Below are 18,437 nucleotides of genomic sequence, written 5' to 3' on the forward strand. Positions count from 1 at the left end.
CGGTTCGACGTCCTCCGTGGGCAGGTGGGCGCGCAGCACCGACGCCAGTGAGCTGGTGCCCGCCTCGCCACGCCGTTGGCGCGGGTCGTCGAGGTCTTCCCCTGGGTCGGGGAGACGCCACCGGCCCTCTTCCCCGTGACGTCCGTGCTCGACGTCCTCGGAGGGCTCGGGGTCCTCCTCCCGGCGCTCACCCGCGTCCTGCCCGGGCTGACCGTTCTGGCCGCCGCCGGATGCGCCGGGCTCCAGCTGTCCGCCATCGCCTTCCACCTCCTCCGGGGCGAGACCGACGTCCTCTTCAACGTGGTCGTGCTCGCGCTGGCGGTCCTGGTGGCCTGGGGCCGCTGGTCCCGGGTGCCCCTGGAGCCCAGGGCGTGAGATGACGGCGACCACGGGAAAGGGCCGGTGGGGAGGGGATCCCCACCGGCCCCGACCGGGCCTCATCGCGACGACCCGGCCACCCGATCAGGCGCCGTGCGGGCAGGAGTCCCGGTAGTCGGAGAAGTCGGTGCCGATCCCCGTGCGGGGCGGCGGGCACAGGAACTGCTCATAGCGCTCGTCGTCGTCCACGAACCGCTTGAGCCACGAGATGCCGTACTTCGCGATGGTGGTGTTGGAGACGTTCGGCGCGAAGTGGCTCGCGCCGCGCAGCTCCAGGTAGGCCCGGTCCAGGGAGCTGGGCAGGCTCTCGTACATCGGGATGGCGTGCGAGCGGACCGACGCGGTGACGTCGTTCTGGGCGCCGACGACCAGCGTGGGCGTCTGCACGCTCGACCAGTTCTTCTGCGTGTGCCAGGGGGTCAGCGGGATCGCCGCGCGCAGCTCCGGCCGTGAGTCGACGGCGGCCAGGGTCCCGCCACCGCCCATCGAGTGCCCCATGACGGCCATGCGGTCACCGTCCACGCGGTCGCTCACCGCGCTGCGGTCGGCCAGGTAGTCCAGGGCGGACTCCAGCTGGCGGCCCCGACTGTTCGGCTGGTCGTACCGGGTGTTGGTGTCGATGGTGAACACCACGAAGCCCTGCGAGGCGAAACGGTGCCCGTACCAGGACATGGACGACTCACTGGCCGTGTAGCCGGGGGCGACCACCACGCCGCCGAAAGTGCCCTCGGAGGTGTCGGTCGGATAGTAGATGGTTCCGCCGCCGAAGCCGCTCACCAACGAGGACACGGAGGCGGTGGCGGTGTCGAAGTGGCCCCGGGGCGCGGTGACGCTCTGCTCCGTCGGGGCCGGACCGCGTTCGTGCGGATTGGCGGCCTGGGCCGGGGCGACGGCCGCACCCGCGCCGAACAGGGCCAGACCCACCACCAGGGCGGACTTCGCGGCGACCGCCGCCGCCCAGGAGCGGGTGCGCGGCACCGGGGCGGTCGGGTGGGCGGGGGCGCTCCGGCGGGAGCGGGCGGTGCGGGGTACCGGTGAGGGGGACATGGGGGACAGGGGATGGTCGGTACTCACGTCGTCTTCCTTTTCTCGCGCAGCGGGAATCCACGGGTCGCCGTGGACGCCACGGATCCGTTTTCCCGTCGGTAATCGCGGGGGGAACGCACGGGATATCCACCCGTTTCCGTGGGCGTGCGTTCACTATGAAGACGAAGGTGTGAACACGCATCCGTTGAACCACCAGTGCTTGCGGCGCCCCAGTTCACGCGTTCGAAAAGGGACGACCGCCGTTTCACCGGCCCATACCGCGCCACCAGCTGAGCAGCCTGCCCAACAGGTCCTCGGGCGGCTGCTCCTCCTCGGCCACCGCCGGGACCTGCTCCATCTCCTGGGTCTGGAGCTCGGGAGGCTCGCTCAGGCGACCGGGTGTGAACGTGACCGGCAGTTCCCGCGACCCGTGCAGGAACGGCGACGCCAGCGGGCGCAGCTCCTCCGGGGGCACCGAGAGCCGCAGCCCGCCCAGCCGCTCCTGGAGGACGGTCACCCCGGTCGAGGCCACGAGGCGGCCCAGCGACCGGGCGGGGCAGCTGTGCGGACCGGCCCCGAAGGTCAGGTGGGCGCGGCTGCCGCTGGACACCCCGGTGTCCGGGTCCGACCTGCCCCGCCGCACGGCCGGGTCGCGGTGCGCGGCGTCGACCCCGAGGTAGAGGGCGTCGCCCTTGCGCACCCGCGCGTTGCCGATGCGCACGTCCTGGAGCGCGACCCGGCCGGCCAGGAGCTGGAGGGGGCTGTCATTCCACATGATGTGGTCCAGGAGGTCGTGCGTGGACAGCCGTGCGTCCGTGTTCGCGGAGCGGATGCGGTCGTCGGTGAGCAGCGTGCGCATCGTGTTGCCTATGAGGTGGACGGTCATCATGTGACTCGCGCTGACCACCAGGGACGCCGCGTAGGCCACCTCCTCCAGGGTGAGGTCCGTGGAGCGTTCGAGCATCCAACTGGTCAGGTCGTGCCCGGGTTTGTCGGCCTTGCGGGCCACCAGACCGGCGAAGTACTGCTGTAGGCCGGTGATGGAGTCCTCCGACCGCTGGGAGTCCTCGCTGAAGATGACGGCGGTGAGGTCGTTGAGCATGTGGCCGTAGCTGTCGGGCAGGCCGAAGAGCCGGTTGGCCACCAGCGCGGGGAGCAGCTGGGCGTAGTCGCCCACGAGGTCGGCTTCGCCGTCCCTGACGAACCTGTCGACCAGCCCGTCGGCGATCCGGTGCACGGTGCGGGCCATCGCGGTCATGTCGATCCTGGCCAGCCCGTCCATGATGGGCGCGCGCAGCCGGGCGTGCTCGGAGCCGTCCGCGTAGAAGGCGTTGGGCAGCCAGGTCATCATCGCGACGGTGTTGTCGAGGTCGACACGGCCCTCGGTCGCCTCGCGCCAGTTGCGGGTGTCGCGGGAGAACAGGTGCGGCTGCTGGAGGACGGCGAGGCTCTCCTGGTAGCCGAGCAGCAGCCAGGCGCGCACCCCGGGATCCAGCTGGACCGGGACGATCGGGCCGTGCCGTTCGCGCAGGCCCTGCCAGAGTTCGGCACGGCCCTCGGGCGGGGTGGGGTCGTAGAGGCGGACGTGGTCGACCGGGCAGCCCTGGGCGGAGGGGGAACCGGGGGTCTGGGCGCCCTGTTCCGCGCCTGGTCCCGAGTTCTGGGAGTCACCGTGCTGAGTCGTGGTCATTTCGGGTGGCGGACGCCCGGAAAGGGATTCACGGGGCCGCTTCCCTCCCTTCGAGGAGACGTGGCTCTGTCATGGTGACGGGAAGGGGGAAGCGGGAGATCCCGAAATCGCTTCGGGGCGGTGGCCGGGGATCGAGCCAACCTGGTCGTGGCATTCTAGGATCGTCGTCACCGTATTTCAACAGGAACGGATTATTCGCGCCGCCCCCTTTCGTGTCCGGTGTTTGTTTCTTCTCTTTTGTCCCGTGCTGGGTGGCTGACCCGAGAGTGCCGGATTGTCACTGGTGCTCCCTAGAGTTACCTGTGTGAGCGATCGATGGAGTACCGACGAAGTCTGGGCTCTGGCTCCGGACCCCTCTTCACACAAGGCCGCTCTCAAGGTGGCCAAGGCGGGATCGTGGCCCCAGAGCGGAGTGGTCGTCGCCGACGGCGGCGGCACCTCGGCGGTCTGGGGTGAGTGCAAGGGGAGCGGGAGCAAGCCCTACCTGGCGGCCGCGCACCTGGACGGGGACGGCGGCCCCGCCTACAAGTGCAGCTGTCCCAGCCGCAAGATCCCCTGTAAGCACGTCCTGGCCCTGCTCTCCCTGTGGAGCCAGGACACCGTGGCCGAGCGCGCGGACCGGCCCGAATGGGTCACCACGTGGCTCTCCGGCAGGGTCGCCCGACAGGAGCGTGCGAGCGGCGCCGCCGCCTCCGCCCCGGTCGACCCGGACAAGGCCGCGGCCACCCTGCGTGCGCGGGAGAGGACGGTCGCCGCCGGGCTCGAGGAGCTCCGGCTGTGGCTGCACGACCAGGTGGACGGCGGTCTCGCCGAAGTCCCCAAACTCGGCTACGAGCACTGGGACCGCATGGCCAAGCGCCTGGTGGACGCCAAGGCGGGCGGCGCCGCGTCCCTGGTCACCCAGCTCCCCCAGAACGGCGGGGCCGACCGCTGGCCGGACCGCCTCCTGGAACGCCTGGGCATGCTGCACCTGCTGACCGACGGCTACCTCGCGGGTGAGGGCGGCGACCCCCGGTTCCGGGCGGTGCTGCGCTCCCGGGTGGGCATCACGACCCGCTCCGAGGAGGTCCTGGCCAGCGGGGAACGGGTGCGGGACACATGGCGGGTGCTCGGACACCATGACGCCCTCACCCCGGACCGCATGCGTAGCCGCCGCCAGTGGCTGCACGGGGGCTCTACCGGCCGCCTCGCCCTCTCCCTCACCTTCGCCCGGCCCACCCAGACCCCCGACTCCGTCTTCCGGCCCGGCACCGAGTTCGAGGGCGAACTCGCCTTCCACCCGGACGGCCGCCGAGCGGTCCGGGTCGGCCAGGGAACCGAGGGACCGGCCTCGCGCCCGCCCGGAGGCGGCGTCGACCAGGCCCTGGACTCCTTCGCCGAGGCCCTGGCCGAGGACCCGTGGCTGGAGGCCTGGCCCGTGGTGCTGGAGAACGCCGTCCCCGCTCGCGCCGAGGGCTGGCACCTGGCCGATCCCACGGGGGCCTCCCTCCCCCTGAACCAGGGGGAGCTGTGGCGGCTCCTCGCGGCCACCGGCGGACGCCCCGCCACCATCGCCGCCGAATGGTCGCCCGGCACCGGCCTGAGCCCCATGACCCTGTGGGACGCCGACGGAAAGGCAGTCGCGCTGTGAACCCGACCCCCACCGACCACTCCCGGGCCCCCGAGCCCGGAACGGCCTCCCCCGAGACGGCCTCCCCCGAGGCCGCATCCCCCCAGACCCCCTCCTGGGACCGGCTGGTCTCCACCGCGCTGGTCGGCACCACCCGCCGCACCGTCCCGGACCTGCCCGACCTGCCCCGCGCCACCCGCGAGGGCGCCGCCGGGCTGCTGGACCTGGTCGCCCTGGACGCCGTGCGCACCCGCGCCGGGTACACGGCGCACACGGCGGACCCCGTCACCCCCGACGCACCCGACACCCGTCCGGACGTCGGGCCCGCCGCGAACCACCGGCTGGACGTCATCCTCACCACCCGTCCCGAACTCCTGCCCGAGTGGCTGGGCCGCGCCGCACGGGGCGGACGGAGGGTCAGTCACGTCCACGTCCCCGACCTGCTGGACCGCGCCTCCCGGGACAGCTCGCTGCGCCCCCTGGTCGCTCCCGTCGTCGGGGAGCGCGGCACCTGGCTGGCCTCGCACAACACCGCGTGGTCGTTCATCGCACGCGAACCCCTGCCCACCGACGTCCACACCGACGCCGCCTGGAAGGAGGGCACGTCGGCGCGACGCCGCCGGTCCCTGTTCGCCCTGCGCGGCACCGACCCCGCAGCCGCCCGCGACCTCCTCGCCGAGGTCCTGCCACAGGAGAGCAGGAGCGAGGAGAGACGCGCACTCCTGGAGGCCCTGGCGGTCAGCCTCGGCCCCGACGACGAGGCGGTGCTGGACCAGGCCCTGGACGACCGCGCCGCCAGCGTGCGCGGCCTCGCCCTGGCCCTGCTCACCCGACTGCCGGACAGCGCCCACGCGCACCGGCTCCGCGCCCACCTGCGGGCCCACCTCGGGCGCTACCAGGGACCTCCGCGCGCCGTCGACGTGGTCGACATGGACGTCCCGACCGCCGACCAGCTGCGCGACCTCGCCCTGGTGCCGCCGAAGAAGCGGCCGGAGGCGCGCCGGGCCCGCTGGGAGCTCGGCCGCGTCCTGATCACCCACGCGCCGCTGGACACCTGGACGGCGTTCCTGGGAACCGACCCCGCCGGAGTCCTCGACCTGGCCGAGGACGAGCAGGACCTGCGCGAGGCCCTGGCCGACGCGGCCTGCCTCCAGGCCGCCCCCGACTGGGCCCGCGCCGTCCTCGACCACCCCGGGGCCGGGCTGGCCCAGCTGCTCCGCGCCGGAGGCCGCAACCGGGAGTGGCCGCGCACCCAGGAACTCCTGGCCGCGCTGCCGGTCGGGGAGCGGTGCGACCGGGTCGTGGCCGCACTCGCCTCCGTGGCTGCCGGCCCGACCACCGGGAAGACCGACCTCCACGTCCTCGGAGAGGTCCTGCACACGGTCGACGCCCCGTGGACCCGCGCGCTCTCCGACGAGGTCACGCGCCGGCTCACCGGCCCGATCGGGACCCGCGACTCACGCGGCTACCGCTTCCTCTGCGAGGCCGCCGCCGAGCACATGCCACCCGAACACCTCGACCTCCTGCCCAAGGAACCACCCCTCGAGGAGGAGGGCCCCGCCTACCTCCGCCTCCGCGACACCCTCCGATTCCGCCTCGACATGCACAGGGAGCTCTAGTTGACCACCTCCGCCACCGGCTCTGGCATCAGCACCGACGCCGCCAGCGCGCTGCGCCCGCACGCCGAGCAGACCTACGCCGCCGAGCTCGAGGCCCTGGCCGGGGCCGACGACCGCCAGCGCCCCCCGGGCTGGCGGCTCTCCCCGTGGGCGGTCACCCAGTACCTGCTGGGCACCACCCTCGACGACGGCACCGAGATCACGCCCAAGTACATCGGCTCGCGCCGGGTGGTCGAGGTGGCCGTGGCCACCCTGGCCACCGACCGCGCCCTGCTGCTCATCGGTGTCCCCGGCACCGCCAAGACCTGGCTGTCCGAACACCTCGCGGCGGCGGTCTCCGGTGACTCCACCCTGCTGGTCCAGGGCACCGCCGGGACCTCTGAGGAGGCGGTCCGGTACGGCTGGAACTACGCCCGCCTGCTCGCCGAGGGACCCTCGGAGGCCGCGCTCGTCCCCAGCCCGATCATGACCGCCATGGCGCGCGGTGCGATCGGGCGCATCGAGGAACTCACCCGTATGCCCTCCGAGGTGCAGGACGGCCTCATCACCGTGCTGTCGGAGAAGGCGCTGCCCGTGGCCGAGCTCGGCGTCGAGGTGCAGGCCCAGCGCGGGTTCAACGTCATCGCCACCGCCAACGACCGTGACCGGGGGGTCAACGACCTCTCCAGCGCGCTGCGCCGCCGCTTCAACACCGTGGTCCTGCCCGTCCCGGACAGTGCGGAGGACGAGGTCCGCATCGTCACCCAGCGGGTGGAGCAGCTGGGACGCTCACTGGAACTGCCCGAGGTACCCACCAGCCTCACGGAGATCCAGCGCGTCGTCACCGTCTTCCGCGAGCTGCGCTCCGGAGTCACCGAGGACAACACCACCAAGGTGAAGTCGCCCAGCGGAACCCTGAGCACCGCCGAGGCGATCTCCGTGATCACCAACGGCATCGCGCTCGCCGCCCACTTCGGTGACGGGAGGCTGCGTCCCGCCGACGTCGCCGCCGGAATCCAGGGCGCCGTGGTCCAGGACCGCGTCTCCGACGGGGTGGTCTGGCGCGAGTACCTGGAGACCGTCGCCCGCGAGCGCGACGGCTGGGACGACTTCTACCGGGCCTGCCGTGAGGTGGGCGCCTGATGGGACGACCCCGACAGGGCACCGACAAGGTCAGTGTCCTCGGTGTCCGCCACCACGGTCCGGGTTCGGCCCGGGCCGTGGCGGCCGCCCTGGACGAGATCAAGCCCGACATCGTACTGATCGAGGGCCCGCCCGAGGCCGACGCGATCACCTCCCTGGTGGGCGGACTGGAACCGCCGGTGGCCCTGCTGGTCCACCTGGCCGACACCCCCAAGGCGGGGACGGCGCGTTCCAAGGAGGGGTGGGGGTTCTGGCCGTTCGCGTCCTTCTCCCCGGAGTGGGCCGCCCTGGTGCACGCCCACGGACGCGGAGTCCCGGTGCGCTTCTGCGACCTGCCCGCCGCCCACACGATCGCCGAGCGCATCGAACGGGCGGAGGCAGCAGAGACGGAGGCCGTCGAGAAGGAGGCGGGGCAGGAGGAGGACGACCAGCCCGCACCCCCGAGCGAACCCCCCAGGGTCCGCACCGACCCCCTCGGGGTGCTCGCCGAGGCCGCCGGGTACGACGACGCCGAACGCTGGTGGGACGACGTCGTGGAACAGCGCGGTGACGGCGAACCCTCGCCCTTCCCCGCGATCGCCGACGCCATGGCGGCCGTCCGCGCCGAGAGCGGGCCGGAGACCGGCCGCGACGCGCGCCGCGAGGCGTACATGCGCCAGACCCTGCGCGCCGTGCTCAAGGAGGGGTACGAACGGGTGGCCGTGGTGTGCGGTGCCTGGCACGCGCCCGCCCTGCGCGACCTGTACGACCACCCGGTCAAGGACGACGTCGCCCTCCTGAAGGGCCTGCCCAGGGTGCGGACCACCGCCACCTGGGTGCCGTGGACGCACGGGCGGCTCGCCACCGCCAGCGGCTACGGCGCCGGAGTGACCTCACCCGGCTGGTACCACCACCTGTTCACCGCCCCCGACCTGCCGATCCACCGGTGGCTCACCGACGCCGCCCGCCTCCTGCGCGAGGAGGGTCAGCCGGTCTCCTCCTCGCACGTGATCGAGGGCGTCCGGCTCGCGGAGAGCCTGGCCGTGCTGCGCGGACGGCCGCTGGCCGGGATCGACGAGGTCTCCGAGGCGGTCACCGCCGTCCTCTGCGAGGGCGAACAGAGCCGGGCCGCCCTCGTACACGGGCGGATGGTGATCGGCGAACGCCTCGGCTCGGTGCCCCCGGACACCCCCATGGTGCCGTTGCAGCGCGACCTCATGGCCGCGCAGAAGCGGCTCCGCCTCAAGCCCGAGGCCTTCGACCGCGACCTCGACCTCGACTTGCGCAAGGAGAGCCAGCGCGAACGCAGCGTCCTGCTGCACCGGCTGCGCGTGCTGGGCGTCGAGTGGGGGGTGCCGCGCGCAGCCGAGCACCACTCGAAGGGGACCTTCCGCGAGTCCTGGCGGCTGCGCTGGGACCCCGACATGGACGTGGCGCTGATCGAGGCCGCGCCCTGGGGGACCACCGTGGTCTCCGCGGCCACCGCCCGCGTGGTGGAGATCGCCGCCGAAGCGGAACTCCCCACCCTGACCGCGCTCACCGAACAGTGTCTGTTCGCCGAACTCGGCGACGCGCTGCCCGACGTGCTCTCCCTGCTCACCGACCGCGCGGCCACCGACAGCGACATCACCCACCTGATGTCGGCGCTCCCCCCGTTGGCCCGGTCGGCCCGGTACGGGAACGTGCGAGGGACCGACGGCGCGCACCTGCGCGCGGTCGCCCGAGAACTCCTGGCCCGCGTGTGCGTGGGCCTGGCCCCGGCGGTGCGCGGGCTGGACGACGACGCGGCGGCCAGGTTCGTCCGGTCGATCGACCAGACCCACGGCGCCGCCACCCTCCTGGACGAGGACGCGCGCGGCTGGACGGAGGCGCTGGAGTCCCTCGCCCGCCGCGACCAGGTCCCGGGGCGGATCGCGGGGAGGGTCAACCGCATCCTCGCGGACGCGGGCCGGATCACCACCGAGGAACTGCACCGGAGGCTCGGCCTGACGATGTCGCCCGGCACCGAACCCACGCGCGCGGCCGCCTGGCTGGAGGGCTTCCTCCAGGGGAGCGGGCTGATCCTGGTCCACGACGAGCGGCTGCTCGGCCTCATCGACGCGTGGCTGCTCAGCCTGTCCGAGGAGCGCTTCGTCGCGATCCTGCCGCTGCTGCGCCGCACCTTCGGGGCCTTCGGCGCGGCCGAACGCCAGGAGATCGGTACCGCCATCACCAGGGCGGACGGCGGCCGGACCACCACCGCGCGGGTGCGGCGCCCCGTCGACACCCGCCGCGCCGCCCCGGCCGTGGCCGCCGTGACCGCACTACTCGAAGGGAGCCGCGCGTGAGCACGGAAACCACCGAACGCGCCCGCCGCTGGCGCCTGGTCCTGGGGGAGAGGTCCCAGTGCGCGACCCTGACCGGGCGCGACCAGACCATGGACTCCGCGCTGGCCGCCCTGTACAACAAGGGCGACAGGTCCGCCGCCCCGGGCGACGACCGCGCCGGTGACCTGAGCTCCTCGGCGCCCCGGGTCGCGCGCTGGCTGGGCGACATCCGGGAGTACTTCCCGTCCACCGTCGTGCAGGTGATGCAGTCCGACGCCATGGACCGCATGGGGCTGCACCAGCTCCTCCTGGAACCGGAGATGATGCAGGCCGTCGAGCCCGACGTGCACCTGGTCGGGACCCTGCTCTCCCTCAACCAGGTGATGCCCGCCGAGGCGCGGGAGAGCGCCCGCACGATCGTGCGGGGGGTCGTCGACGACCTGGAGAGAAGGGTCGCGCAGAAGACCCGGTCGGTCATCCGCGGTGCCATCGATCGCTCGGCGCGCACCCACCGTCCCCGCCGGGTCTCGGACATCGACTGGAACGCCACGATCCGCCGCAACCTGGCGCACTACCTGCCCGAACACAACACGGTGATCCCGCAGACCCTCGTGGGGTACGGCCGCCGCAGCCAGGGTGTGCAGAAGGACGTGGTCCTGGCCATCGACCAGAGCGGTTCGATGGCCTCCTCCGTGGTCTACGCCAGCGTCTTCGGTGCGGTACTCGCCTCCATGAGCACGCTGAAGACGTCCCTGGTCGTCTTCGACACCGCCGTCGTCGACCTCACCGACGAGCTCACCGACCCCGTCGAGGTCCTCTTCGGCACCCAGCTCGGCGGCGGCACCAACATCAACAAGGCCATCGCCTACAGCCAGACGCTCATCGACCGCCCGCAGGACTCCATCTTCGTCCTGATCAGCGACCTCTACGAGGGCGGCGTGCGCGCCGAGATGCTCCAACGAGTGGCCGCCATGAAGTCCGCGGGTGTTCAGGTGGTGGTCCTGCTGGCCCTCTCCGACGAGGGCGCGCCGTTCTACGACCGCCAGAACGCCTCCGCCCTCGCCGACCTCGGCGTCCCGGCGTTCGCCTGCACCCCCGACGCCTTTCCGGAGCTCATGGCCGCGGCGATCCAGGGCCAGCCCCTGGACGCCTGGGTCGATAAGCACCTGGACGAGTGACCCGACCCCGGGCGGGGCCGAACCCCCTGCGGCCCCGCCCGGTACCTACGGTGACGAGTCGTCGGCGGACTCCGGTTCGGGGCAGCCGGCGTCCAGGTCGGGAACCGGCGTGAGGCTCACCGAGAAGCGGGTGACCTTGGTCAGGCCCTCTTCACGGTCCCACAGGAGGTCGACGTTGTTCGCCCCGTCGAAGTACAGCACCGGGCGGTCGGTGGTCAGCGGCGGCCCGATCCGGCTGACGGGGTCCTTCCCGGGCTCCACACACACCACGGACGGGACGACACCCGCGTGGCCACGGGCGGGACCGCCCGTGGCCTGGTAGGCGGCGACGTGGTCCAGACCCCGCCGGGTGTCCCGTTCGATGAGGACCGTCACCGACGTGAGCCCGCAGAAGAGAACGATCAGGGCGGCCGACAGCCACTGGAACAGCCGGAGGTCCCCTCGGACGGCGAGGTGGAAGTACTGGAGGAGCCCGAACACCCCGAGGGCGACGAGCAGTGCGAACAGCACCAGCGGCAGCGTGCCCGAGAGGGCGAAGAGTCGGGCGGGGCCGGTGATAGGGACATCCCCGGGAGAGATGCCGAAAGCCTGGAGGTAGACATCCAGGCTGAAGTTGCTCAGGGTGACCGCCCAGGGGGCGGCCAGAGCGGTCAGCCCCAAAGGGAGCCACGTGTTGATGCGTCCCTCGGGGATCCTGCGGAACATCTGCCACAGACCGAACAGGCAGGGGAGTGAGACCAGGAACGCGACGGCGGTTAGGGTCGGGATCTCCTCAGGCAGCCACAGGGCCACGTACAGGCAGATGAAAGCCACTCCGGAGCCGATCAGGAGGCCGGCGGCGATGAGGAAGCGCCAGTCGTCCAGCGGGTCCAGCGTCTCGGTGTCGGTGTCGGTGGTCGAGCCGGGAGGGTCCGGCGGACCGACCACCATGAGCCGGTCCGGTCGGCCCGCCTGCGGGTTGCGCGCCGCGAAGTCGGACAGCCGCGACCGCGCCTCGGCGAGGGACACCGCCTGGAGCGTTCCCTTGGACCTCCAGAACATCAGGCCCCGGACCGGGGCCGCGAGCCACTCCCGCGCGGGCTGCCACCCACGGTGCATCACCAGGTACCTGCGGTACGGCGACGGTCCGGGGCGCAGCCGGGTCGCGAACACGACCCGGACCCGCACACCGGATCGGGCCGACACGTGGTGGAACTCGGCCAGGGCGGCCGCCGTGGAGCCCAGTGCCGCACCGGAGACCGCGACGCGTACGTCGTAGCGGCCCCTGCCCACCCTCTGGAACTGCCAGGGCTGGCCACCCACCGTTCCGAGGAAGGCCGCCTCGTCGTGGGGCTCGACCTCCACCCCGACGCGCACGACGTGGTCGTGGTACCGGGGCAGTTCGCCCTGCACCGGCTCGGGGGGAGGAGGCGGGGGCGGTCCGGGCGGTCGGTTGTCGGTCCGGGCCCGCCGACCGCGGAGGAAGAAGCGCATGGAAACCTCGTCAGCTGGGGGTCGGGGGAAGCCTATGACGCGCTGAGGGCGATCCCGCTGGGAAAACCGCTGGCTTCGGGCGGGCGGGTGGGGCTAGCCTGCGTCCATGCCGCTCGCGAAAGAGCTGGCCGCCCTCTAGCGGCGGCCTGATCCCTCACACAGTTCCGACCGCCGCATCAGCTTCCATGCCGGTGCGGTCCTTCGGGCTGCCCGGTGTCCTCCTCTCCACACCGGACGTACCCGTGAACACTTCTCTGTCCACAGGCAGTGGCGGCGGCACCACCGTGCTCGTCACCGTCCTGCTCTCCACCCTCCTCCTGCCGCTGGCGCTGACCGGGGCCTCCGTCGCGCTGCCCGACATCCAACGCGACCTGGGCGTGGGGCTCACCTCCGCGCAGTGGGTGGTCAACTCCTACAACGCCTGCTTCGCCGCCTTCCTGGTCAGTGCGGGGTCGATCGCCGACGCGGTCGGACGCCGCCGGGTCTACGCCTTCGGCGTGGTCCTCTTCTTCGTGAGCGGACTCCTCAGCCTCCTCGTCCAGGACATCGGGGCGCTGGTCGCCCTGCGTGCCCTGGGCGGTGTGGGGGCGGCGGCCGCCGTGGCCGGAGGGGGGTCGATGCTCGCCCTGGCGTTCGAGGGACCGGCGCGCGCGAGGGCCTTCGGACTGCTCGGCACCGTGCTGGGCGCCGGAACCGCCTTCGGGCCCGCGGTGGCCGGACTGCTGGTCGAGAACCTGGGCTGGCGGTTCGCCTTCGCCGGACCCGCGCTGGTCGCCGGGGCGGTCCTGCTGCTGGTGACGCGGGTTCCCGCGATGCGCGGTGACGGACGGCCCGTGGACTGGCTCGGCGGAGCCCTGTTCACCGCCGCCCTGCTGAGCCTGATCGGCGGCCTCGTCGAGGGTCCGAGCCGGGGCGCGCCGGTACTGGCCGGTTTCCTGGCCCTGTCGGCGGCCCTGTTCGGCCTGTTCGCCCTGGTGGAGCGCCGTCGCGATGAGCCCCTGGTGGACCTCGGCCTGCTCGCCAACCGCCGGTTCGTGGCCTACGCGCTGGCCGCCGCGACCTTCATGTCGGTGCTGGTGCCGCTCCTGGTCTACCTGCCGTCCTACCTGATCAACGTGGTCGGTCTCGGCGCGGGCACGGCGGGGCTCTGGTTGCTGTTCATGACCGTGCCGACCCTGGTGCTGCCCACGGTGGGCGCCGAACTGGCCCACCGGTTCCCGCCCACGGCGGTGGTCGTCGGCGCGCTGCTCCTGCTGGGAACGGGTGTCCTCGGCTTCACCACGCTGGGCCCGGACTCCACCCCGTGGACGGTCATGCTGCCGTTCCTGCTGGTCGGAACGGGTGTGGGCCTCACAGGCGGGATGATCGACGGCCTGGGGTTGGGTGCGGTCCCGCCCGAGCGGGTGGGCACCGCCGCGGGGGTGTTCAACGCGACCCGGCTCAGCCTGGAGACCGTCTCCATCGCCGTGGTCGGCGCGGCCCTGGCGGTGCTCACCGGCGGTCAGCTCGTCGGCCCGGCGTTCACCGGGGCCCTGCACGGCGTCGCCCTGTCCCTGGGCGGGTTCGTGCTGGTCGTGGTCGGCGCGGTCCTGGTCCTGACCAGGGCGCCGCGCCCGCGGGTCACCACGGGGGCGTAGGAGCGGGCCCGTGATCCGGGGTCCGGCGCCGTGGCGCGCCGGATCCCGGACCGGTCCGGGACCTCCTCTGACACCGTGGACCGGGAAAACAAGATCCGTCGATTTCGTGCTTCTCCTGCGGAACTGGGTACCACCTGGGCATCGTTGTGGGGATGAATCGGAGGACGCATGACCGACTGGCCGACGGGCAGCTTCATGTCCAGGCTCGGTCCCCGGACCGTGGACCGCCTCCTCGCGCTCGCGCCGCCGAGGCACATCCCCACCAACCGGGTCCTGATCTCCCAGGGAGACGCGGAGGAACAGGTCATGCTCCTGTGTCCGCCGGAGAACGGCACCACGGCAGACCCGGCGTGCGTCAAGATCACGTCGGTGCTGCGCAACGGCACCGAGGCGATGTTCGGCATCCGCAGGTGGGGTGACCTGGTCGGTGAGTTGGGCATGTTCCGGGACACCCGGCCCAGCGCCACGGTCACCTCGTGCGCCCCGCACACGATCCGGATCTACCCGCACCAGGTCTTCGAGGGCTTCCTGGAACAGCACCCCGAGGCCTGGCGCGCGATGCTCGCCGTGATGGGGGAGCGGCAGGAGTGCGCGGACCGCCAGCGGGCGGAGTTCGCGGGCTACGAGGTGGAGGCGCGGGTGGCCCGCATCCTCGTCGACATGGCGCAGCGACACGGTGTGCCCACGGAGGAGGGCGTCCATCTCGGGGTGCGACTCTCCCACACGGACCTGGGGAAACTCGTCGGCGCACGCACGGACGCGGTCGGCAACGCGATCCGGCGCTTCCGGTCCGAGGGCATCCTGATCACCAGCTACCGGCGTGTGGTGATCGTGGACATGGAGCGCCTGAACGGTGTCTTCGAAGCCGCTTTGTAATCCATTTTGTCCTGAATTGCCGATTGATCGGTGGTCCGACGGTCACCGTAGGCGACAGACTTCACCTGGGCATCACGCCCAACCTCTCGCTCCGCACTGTTCGTGCCCTCTCCTCCGGGCCCCTCCCCCTGTGCGGAGAGGAGTGGTCGGGCTGCCGGAGTGGTGAGGACGGCACCATTCCGGCAGCTACCCCCCGTCTCCACACCGCCCCGGTGGCCGTCCCCTGCCACCGGGGATCTTCGTGTCCTCCTCGACGACCGACCACGCCGCCCCGAGCCTTCCGCCCCTCGTCGCGCCACGTCGCAGTGCCGGGCAATTCGTTGGGAAACGGACCCATAACCGGGGCTCAACGGGGAACGACGGCTACGGTGTGTGGTCACGAAGGAACGGGGGCGAGGATGTTCGAAGGACTGCGCAACGGGATCAAACGCGCCCGCCAACGACGCGGGTTCGAGCGCGAGACCGCCGTCATCATCGTCAAGTGCACGATCGCGGCCACCGTCGCCTGGGTCGTGGGCACCTTGCTGGGAGCCTCCAGCCAGGTCGGATTCGCCCCCTTCACCGCCCTGCTCGTGGTCCGGCCGAGTGTGTACGGCTCAGTGCTCCAGTCCGGTCGCTACGTGGCGGCGGTCTTCGCCGGAGCCCTGCTCGCCGGGTTGACGGGTCTCACGGTCGGAGCCCAGGTGTGGTCCTTCACCGTGCTGCTCCTGATCGCGCTGATCGTCGGACAGGCCAGGTTCTTCGGTGGCCAGGGCACGCAGCTGCCGGTGGTGGCCGCCTTCGCCCTCGCGGGCGGTACCGCGGAGAGCGCCTCCGACCTCGGATACCTCCTGCTGATGGTCTGCGTCGGCGCAGCCTCGGCCCTGGTCACCAACACGGTCCTGGCCCCGGTCATCCGGTTCCGGGACGCGGAGAACGCGGTCCGGGACCTCGCCGACGGACTCCGCTCCCTGACAGGGGAGATCGGCGAGGGTCTGCGCCAGGGGTGTGGGGGACTCGACCTGGACCACTGGGTCCGGGCCGGCGACGGGCTCGACGATTCCGTCCGCAACGCGCAGGAAGCGGTGCGGCGTCAGGAGGACCGGGCCCGGCTCAACCCCCGGAAGCTGGTATCCGGCGGCCGTGTCGACCCCCGCGCGCTGGAGACCTACGGGGAGTGGATCTCCGCGCTGAGCCGGGCTTCCCGGCACGTGCAGTCCATCGTCCGGACCCTGCGTACCACCACCCGACGCGGGACGCGGTTCCCCGAACCCGAGGACGCCTTCCTGCGGGAGTTCGCGCCGCTGGTCGAACGCGTCTCGGACGTCTTCCGTACCGTGCACGACACCGAGGAGCCCGGGCACTCGACCGCCTCCGACGATCTCCGCGCGAAGGTCGACGAGGCGCTGCGCCTGGTGGACGAGGAGCGCGACGCGCTGCGCGAGCGCTGGGACGACCGGAACTGGCCGGTCTACAGCGCCCTGATCACCGACGTCGAGCGGATCTTCGAGGAGATCCACCAGGGGCAGGAGAACACCGAACGCCACGATGGCGGGTGAGCCCGCCCGGGGGCGTACCCGCGTGCCGAACGGGCAGGGTTCGGACATGGATCGGACACCGACACACACGGGGACCACACGGCCCCTCCTGCTCACCCGGACCCTCTCCCTCCTGGGAGTCGCCCTCCTCGTGGGCGCCTGCTCCACGACCGACACCAACGGCTCGGGTTCGGGCGGCCAGCCCGGAGACGGAGCGACCGGGAGCGAAGGCCTCGGACAGCCCGAGACCCTGGCCACCGACCTCGACGTCCCATGGGGGATCGACTTCCTTCCCGACGGGTCCGCCCTGGTCGCCCAACGGGACTCCGCCGTCGTCGCGCACGTGACCCCGGAGGGCCAGGTCACCGAGGCGGGCACCATCGAGGGCGTCCGGCACGGGGGCGAGGGCGGCCTGCTCGGCCTGGCCGTCGACCCCGACTTCCCCGAGCAGCCCCACGTGTACGTCCACCACACCACCGACACGGACAACAGGGTGAGCCGGGTGGAGTACGACTCCGGCACGCTCGGCGCATCCGAGGTGATCCTGGACGGCATCCCCGCCGCGAACACCCACAACGGCGGCCGGATCGCCTTCGGGCCCGACGGGTACCTGTACGTGGCCACCGGCGACGCCCAGGAGACGGACAGCTCACAGGACCCCGACTCCCTGGCCGGGAAGATTCTGAGGATCACCGATGACGGCGAACCCGCCCCCGGCAACCCCTTCGACAACCACGTGTACAGCTACGGCCACCGCAACGTGCAGGGCCTGGCCTGGGACGCCGAGGAGAACCTGTACGCGACCGAGTTCGGCCAGGACACCCTGGACGAGGTCAACCTCATCGAACCGGGCAACAACTACGGCTGGCCGGAGGTGGAGGGGCCCGGCGGCGGTGACGAGTTCACTGACCCACTCGTCACCTGGGAGCCCGCCGAGGCCTCACCGAGCGGCGCCGCGATCGCCGGGGACTCGCTGTACGTGGCGGCGCTGCGCGGCGCCCGACTCTGGGAGATCCCCCTGAACGGTGACGGCACCGTGGGCGAGCCGGAGCCGCACTTCGTCGACGAGCTCGGCCGGCTGCGCACGGTGGTCGCCCACCCCGACGGCGACACCCTGTGGTTGAGCACCAGCAACCTCGACTCCTGGGGGTCGCCCGCCGATGACGACGACCGGATCATGACCGTGCCGCTGGAGCGAACCGGGAACTAGTCGAGCAGGCCCCGGGCGACGACCTCCTCGGCCAGGACACGCCGGATCTCGTCGTCCTCGCCGACGTGGCCGGGGTGCTCGGCGCCCTCCCTCAGGCGATCGCGCACCGCGGCCACCACCTCGTCGCTGACCAGGACACCGGACAGCGGTGCGGCCTCGGCCGCCTCGCGCCAGCGGCGCATCGCGTCCAACCGGCCGTGCTCGACGGATTCGCGGGTGAGGAGGAACAGGCCGTCGACGTTGCGGTCGTGGGAGTCCTCGTCCAGCAGGTCCACGTCGACCACGACGACCGGCTGCGGGGCACCTCCGTCGGGGGCGGGCCGCAGGTGGTAGACCCGCCAGACGCGGCCGTTGGTGAGGAACACCCAGTCCACGCCCTGCTCGACGGCCAGGCGCCGGGCCATCTGGATGTTGCGCAGGTCCAGGTCCTGGCCGATCCGGCGTACCTCCACCGGGGCGAACAGCTCACCGTCGAGGACGATCGCGTAGTCGATCGAGTCCCCGCTGGTGCGGTACTCCGTGGTCAGGTCCTGGTACTTGCTGAAGTTCAGGCCGACACTGAAGAAGTCGGCGACCAACAGGCGGGTGTCGCCGTCGTTGGCGTCGCGCTCCGCGAGGTCGGCGAGAGGACCGGCGAACCGGTCGACCGCGGCGGCCACCCGACCCCTGACGGCGGTCTCCCAGCCCAGAGTGGTGGTGAACTGGCCCGTCCTGGCCATGACCTGGGTCTCTTCCGTGTCCATGCCGTCCGTTTCCGTGTCTGGGGCAGCCCCGCCACACGGTCTTCTCCGGTGGCCGGGGAACACGCGGACGAGGG

The 18,437-nt window shown here is 72.2% G+C and carries 14 protein-coding genes; 10 read left to right on the plus strand and 4 right to left on the minus strand.

The features are described 5' to 3' along the window. The first annotated feature begins 75 nt into the window (after positions 1-75). Complete coding sequence (locus BDW27_RS18905; protein ID WP_110050680.1) at positions 76-375, plus strand: DoxX family protein; 300 nt, start codon at positions 76-78, stop codon at positions 373-375. An 87-nt stretch (positions 376-462) separates the two neighbouring features. Here the strand turns inward: BDW27_RS18905 and BDW27_RS18910 are convergent, their stop codons facing one another. Both BDW27_RS18910 and BDW27_RS18915 read right to left on the minus strand, forming a co-directional pair. Beyond that, positions 463-1,452 (minus strand): serine aminopeptidase domain-containing protein, encoded by a 990-nt coding sequence (locus BDW27_RS18910; RefSeq protein WP_233515819.1) that lies wholly within the window; start codon positions 1,450-1,452, stop codon positions 463-465. 217 nt (positions 1,453-1,669) lie between these two features. After that, on the minus strand, positions 1,670-3,094 hold the full coding sequence (locus BDW27_RS18915; protein ID WP_017544440.1) for a cytochrome P450: 1,425 nt from the start codon (positions 3,092-3,094) through the stop codon (positions 1,670-1,672). Between the two features lie 379 nt (positions 3,095-3,473). On the opposite strand from BDW27_RS18915, the gene BDW27_RS18920 reads away from it, so the two are divergent. From BDW27_RS18920 to BDW27_RS18940, 5 genes are read left to right on the plus strand one after another with little or no spacing between them, the layout of a single operon-like run. After that, entirely contained in the window at positions 3,474-4,724 is a 1,251-nt protein-coding gene (locus BDW27_RS18920; RefSeq protein WP_026129226.1) for an SWIM zinc finger family protein, read from the plus strand. After that, on the plus strand, positions 4,721-6,322 hold the full coding sequence (locus BDW27_RS18925) for a DUF5691 domain-containing protein (protein ID WP_233515820.1): 1,602 nt from the start codon (positions 4,721-4,723) through the stop codon (positions 6,320-6,322). Before BDW27_RS18920 ends, BDW27_RS18925 begins: the two co-directional genes overlap by 4 nt. Further along, entirely contained in the window at positions 6,323-7,444 is a 1,122-nt protein-coding gene (locus tag BDW27_RS18930; RefSeq protein ID WP_017544443.1) for an AAA family ATPase, read from the plus strand. Beyond that, positions 7,444-9,750 (plus strand): DUF5682 family protein, encoded by a 2,307-nt coding sequence (locus BDW27_RS18935; RefSeq protein ID WP_110050682.1) that lies wholly within the window; start codon positions 7,444-7,446, stop codon positions 9,748-9,750. The genes BDW27_RS18930 and BDW27_RS18935 overlap by 1 nt, the downstream gene beginning before the upstream one ends. Next, positions 9,747-10,907, plus strand: a complete 1,161-nt coding sequence (locus tag BDW27_RS18940; RefSeq protein ID WP_110050684.1) for a VWA domain-containing protein — start codon at positions 9,747-9,749, stop codon at positions 10,905-10,907. The genes BDW27_RS18935 and BDW27_RS18940 overlap by 4 nt, the downstream gene beginning before the upstream one ends. Before the next feature lie 45 nt (positions 10,908-10,952). On the opposite strand, the gene BDW27_RS18945 is transcribed toward BDW27_RS18940, so the two are convergent. Next, positions 10,953-12,380, minus strand: a complete 1,428-nt coding sequence (locus tag BDW27_RS18945; protein ID WP_233515821.1) for a hypothetical protein — start codon at positions 12,378-12,380, stop codon at positions 10,953-10,955. A gap of 284 nt (positions 12,381-12,664) precedes the next feature. Between BDW27_RS18945 and BDW27_RS18950 the strand changes: the two genes are divergently transcribed. The 4 genes from BDW27_RS18950 to BDW27_RS18965 all read left to right on the plus strand — a co-directional run bounded on the left by BDW27_RS18950 (position 12,665) and on the right by BDW27_RS18965 (position 17,620). Beyond that, positions 12,665-14,017 (plus strand): MFS transporter, encoded by a 1,353-nt coding sequence (locus BDW27_RS18950; protein WP_110050790.1) that lies wholly within the window; start codon positions 12,665-12,667, stop codon positions 14,015-14,017. Between the two features lie 168 nt (positions 14,018-14,185). Beyond that, on the plus strand, positions 14,186-14,893 hold the full coding sequence (locus BDW27_RS18955) for a Crp/Fnr family transcriptional regulator (RefSeq protein WP_110050686.1): 708 nt from the start codon (positions 14,186-14,188) through the stop codon (positions 14,891-14,893). A gap of 398 nt (positions 14,894-15,291) precedes the next feature. Beyond that, positions 15,292-16,431, plus strand: a complete 1,140-nt coding sequence (locus tag BDW27_RS18960) for an aromatic acid exporter family protein (protein WP_110050688.1) — start codon at positions 15,292-15,294, stop codon at positions 16,429-16,431. 46 nt (positions 16,432-16,477) lie between these two features. Then, positions 16,478-17,620: a sorbosone dehydrogenase family protein gene (locus tag BDW27_RS18965; RefSeq protein ID WP_110050791.1), complete on the plus strand. Its 1,143-nt coding sequence runs from the start codon at positions 16,478-16,480 to the stop codon at positions 17,618-17,620. On the opposite strand, the gene BDW27_RS18970 is transcribed toward BDW27_RS18965, so the two are convergent. Continuing rightward, positions 17,617-18,363, minus strand: coding sequence for a hypothetical protein (locus tag BDW27_RS18970; RefSeq protein ID WP_017544451.1), 747 nt, complete (start codon positions 18,361-18,363; stop codon positions 17,617-17,619). The two genes, BDW27_RS18965 and BDW27_RS18970, sit on opposite strands and share 4 nt — an antisense overlap. Positions 18,364-18,437: the final 74 nt, after the last annotated feature.

This window comes from Nocardiopsis sp. L17-MgMaSL7, from assembly GCF_003182025.1.
GTDB lineage: Bacteria > Actinomycetota > Actinomycetes > Streptosporangiales > Streptosporangiaceae > Nocardiopsis > Nocardiopsis prasina.

Coding starts and splice junctions, on each gene's coding strand:
- BDW27_RS18965 (WP_110050791.1), top strand. CDS start 16,478: ATGGATCGGACACCGACACACACGGGGACCACACGGCCCCTCCTGCTC.
- BDW27_RS18935 (WP_110050682.1), top strand. CDS start 7,444: ATGGGACGACCCCGACAGGGCACCGACAAGGTCAGTGTCCTCGGTGTC.
- BDW27_RS18945 (WP_233515821.1), bottom strand. CDS start 12,380: ATGCGCTTCTTCCTCCGCGGTCGGCGGGCCCGGACCGACAACCGACCG.
- BDW27_RS18915 (WP_017544440.1), bottom strand. CDS start 3,094: ATGACCACGACTCAGCACGGTGACTCCCAGAACTCGGGACCAGGCGCG.
- BDW27_RS18970 (WP_017544451.1), bottom strand. CDS start 18,363: ATGGACACGGAAGAGACCCAGGTCATGGCCAGGACGGGCCAGTTCACC.
- BDW27_RS18955 (WP_110050686.1), top strand. CDS start 14,186: ATGACCGACTGGCCGACGGGCAGCTTCATGTCCAGGCTCGGTCCCCGG.
- BDW27_RS18960 (WP_110050688.1), top strand. CDS start 15,292: ATGTTCGAAGGACTGCGCAACGGGATCAAACGCGCCCGCCAACGACGC.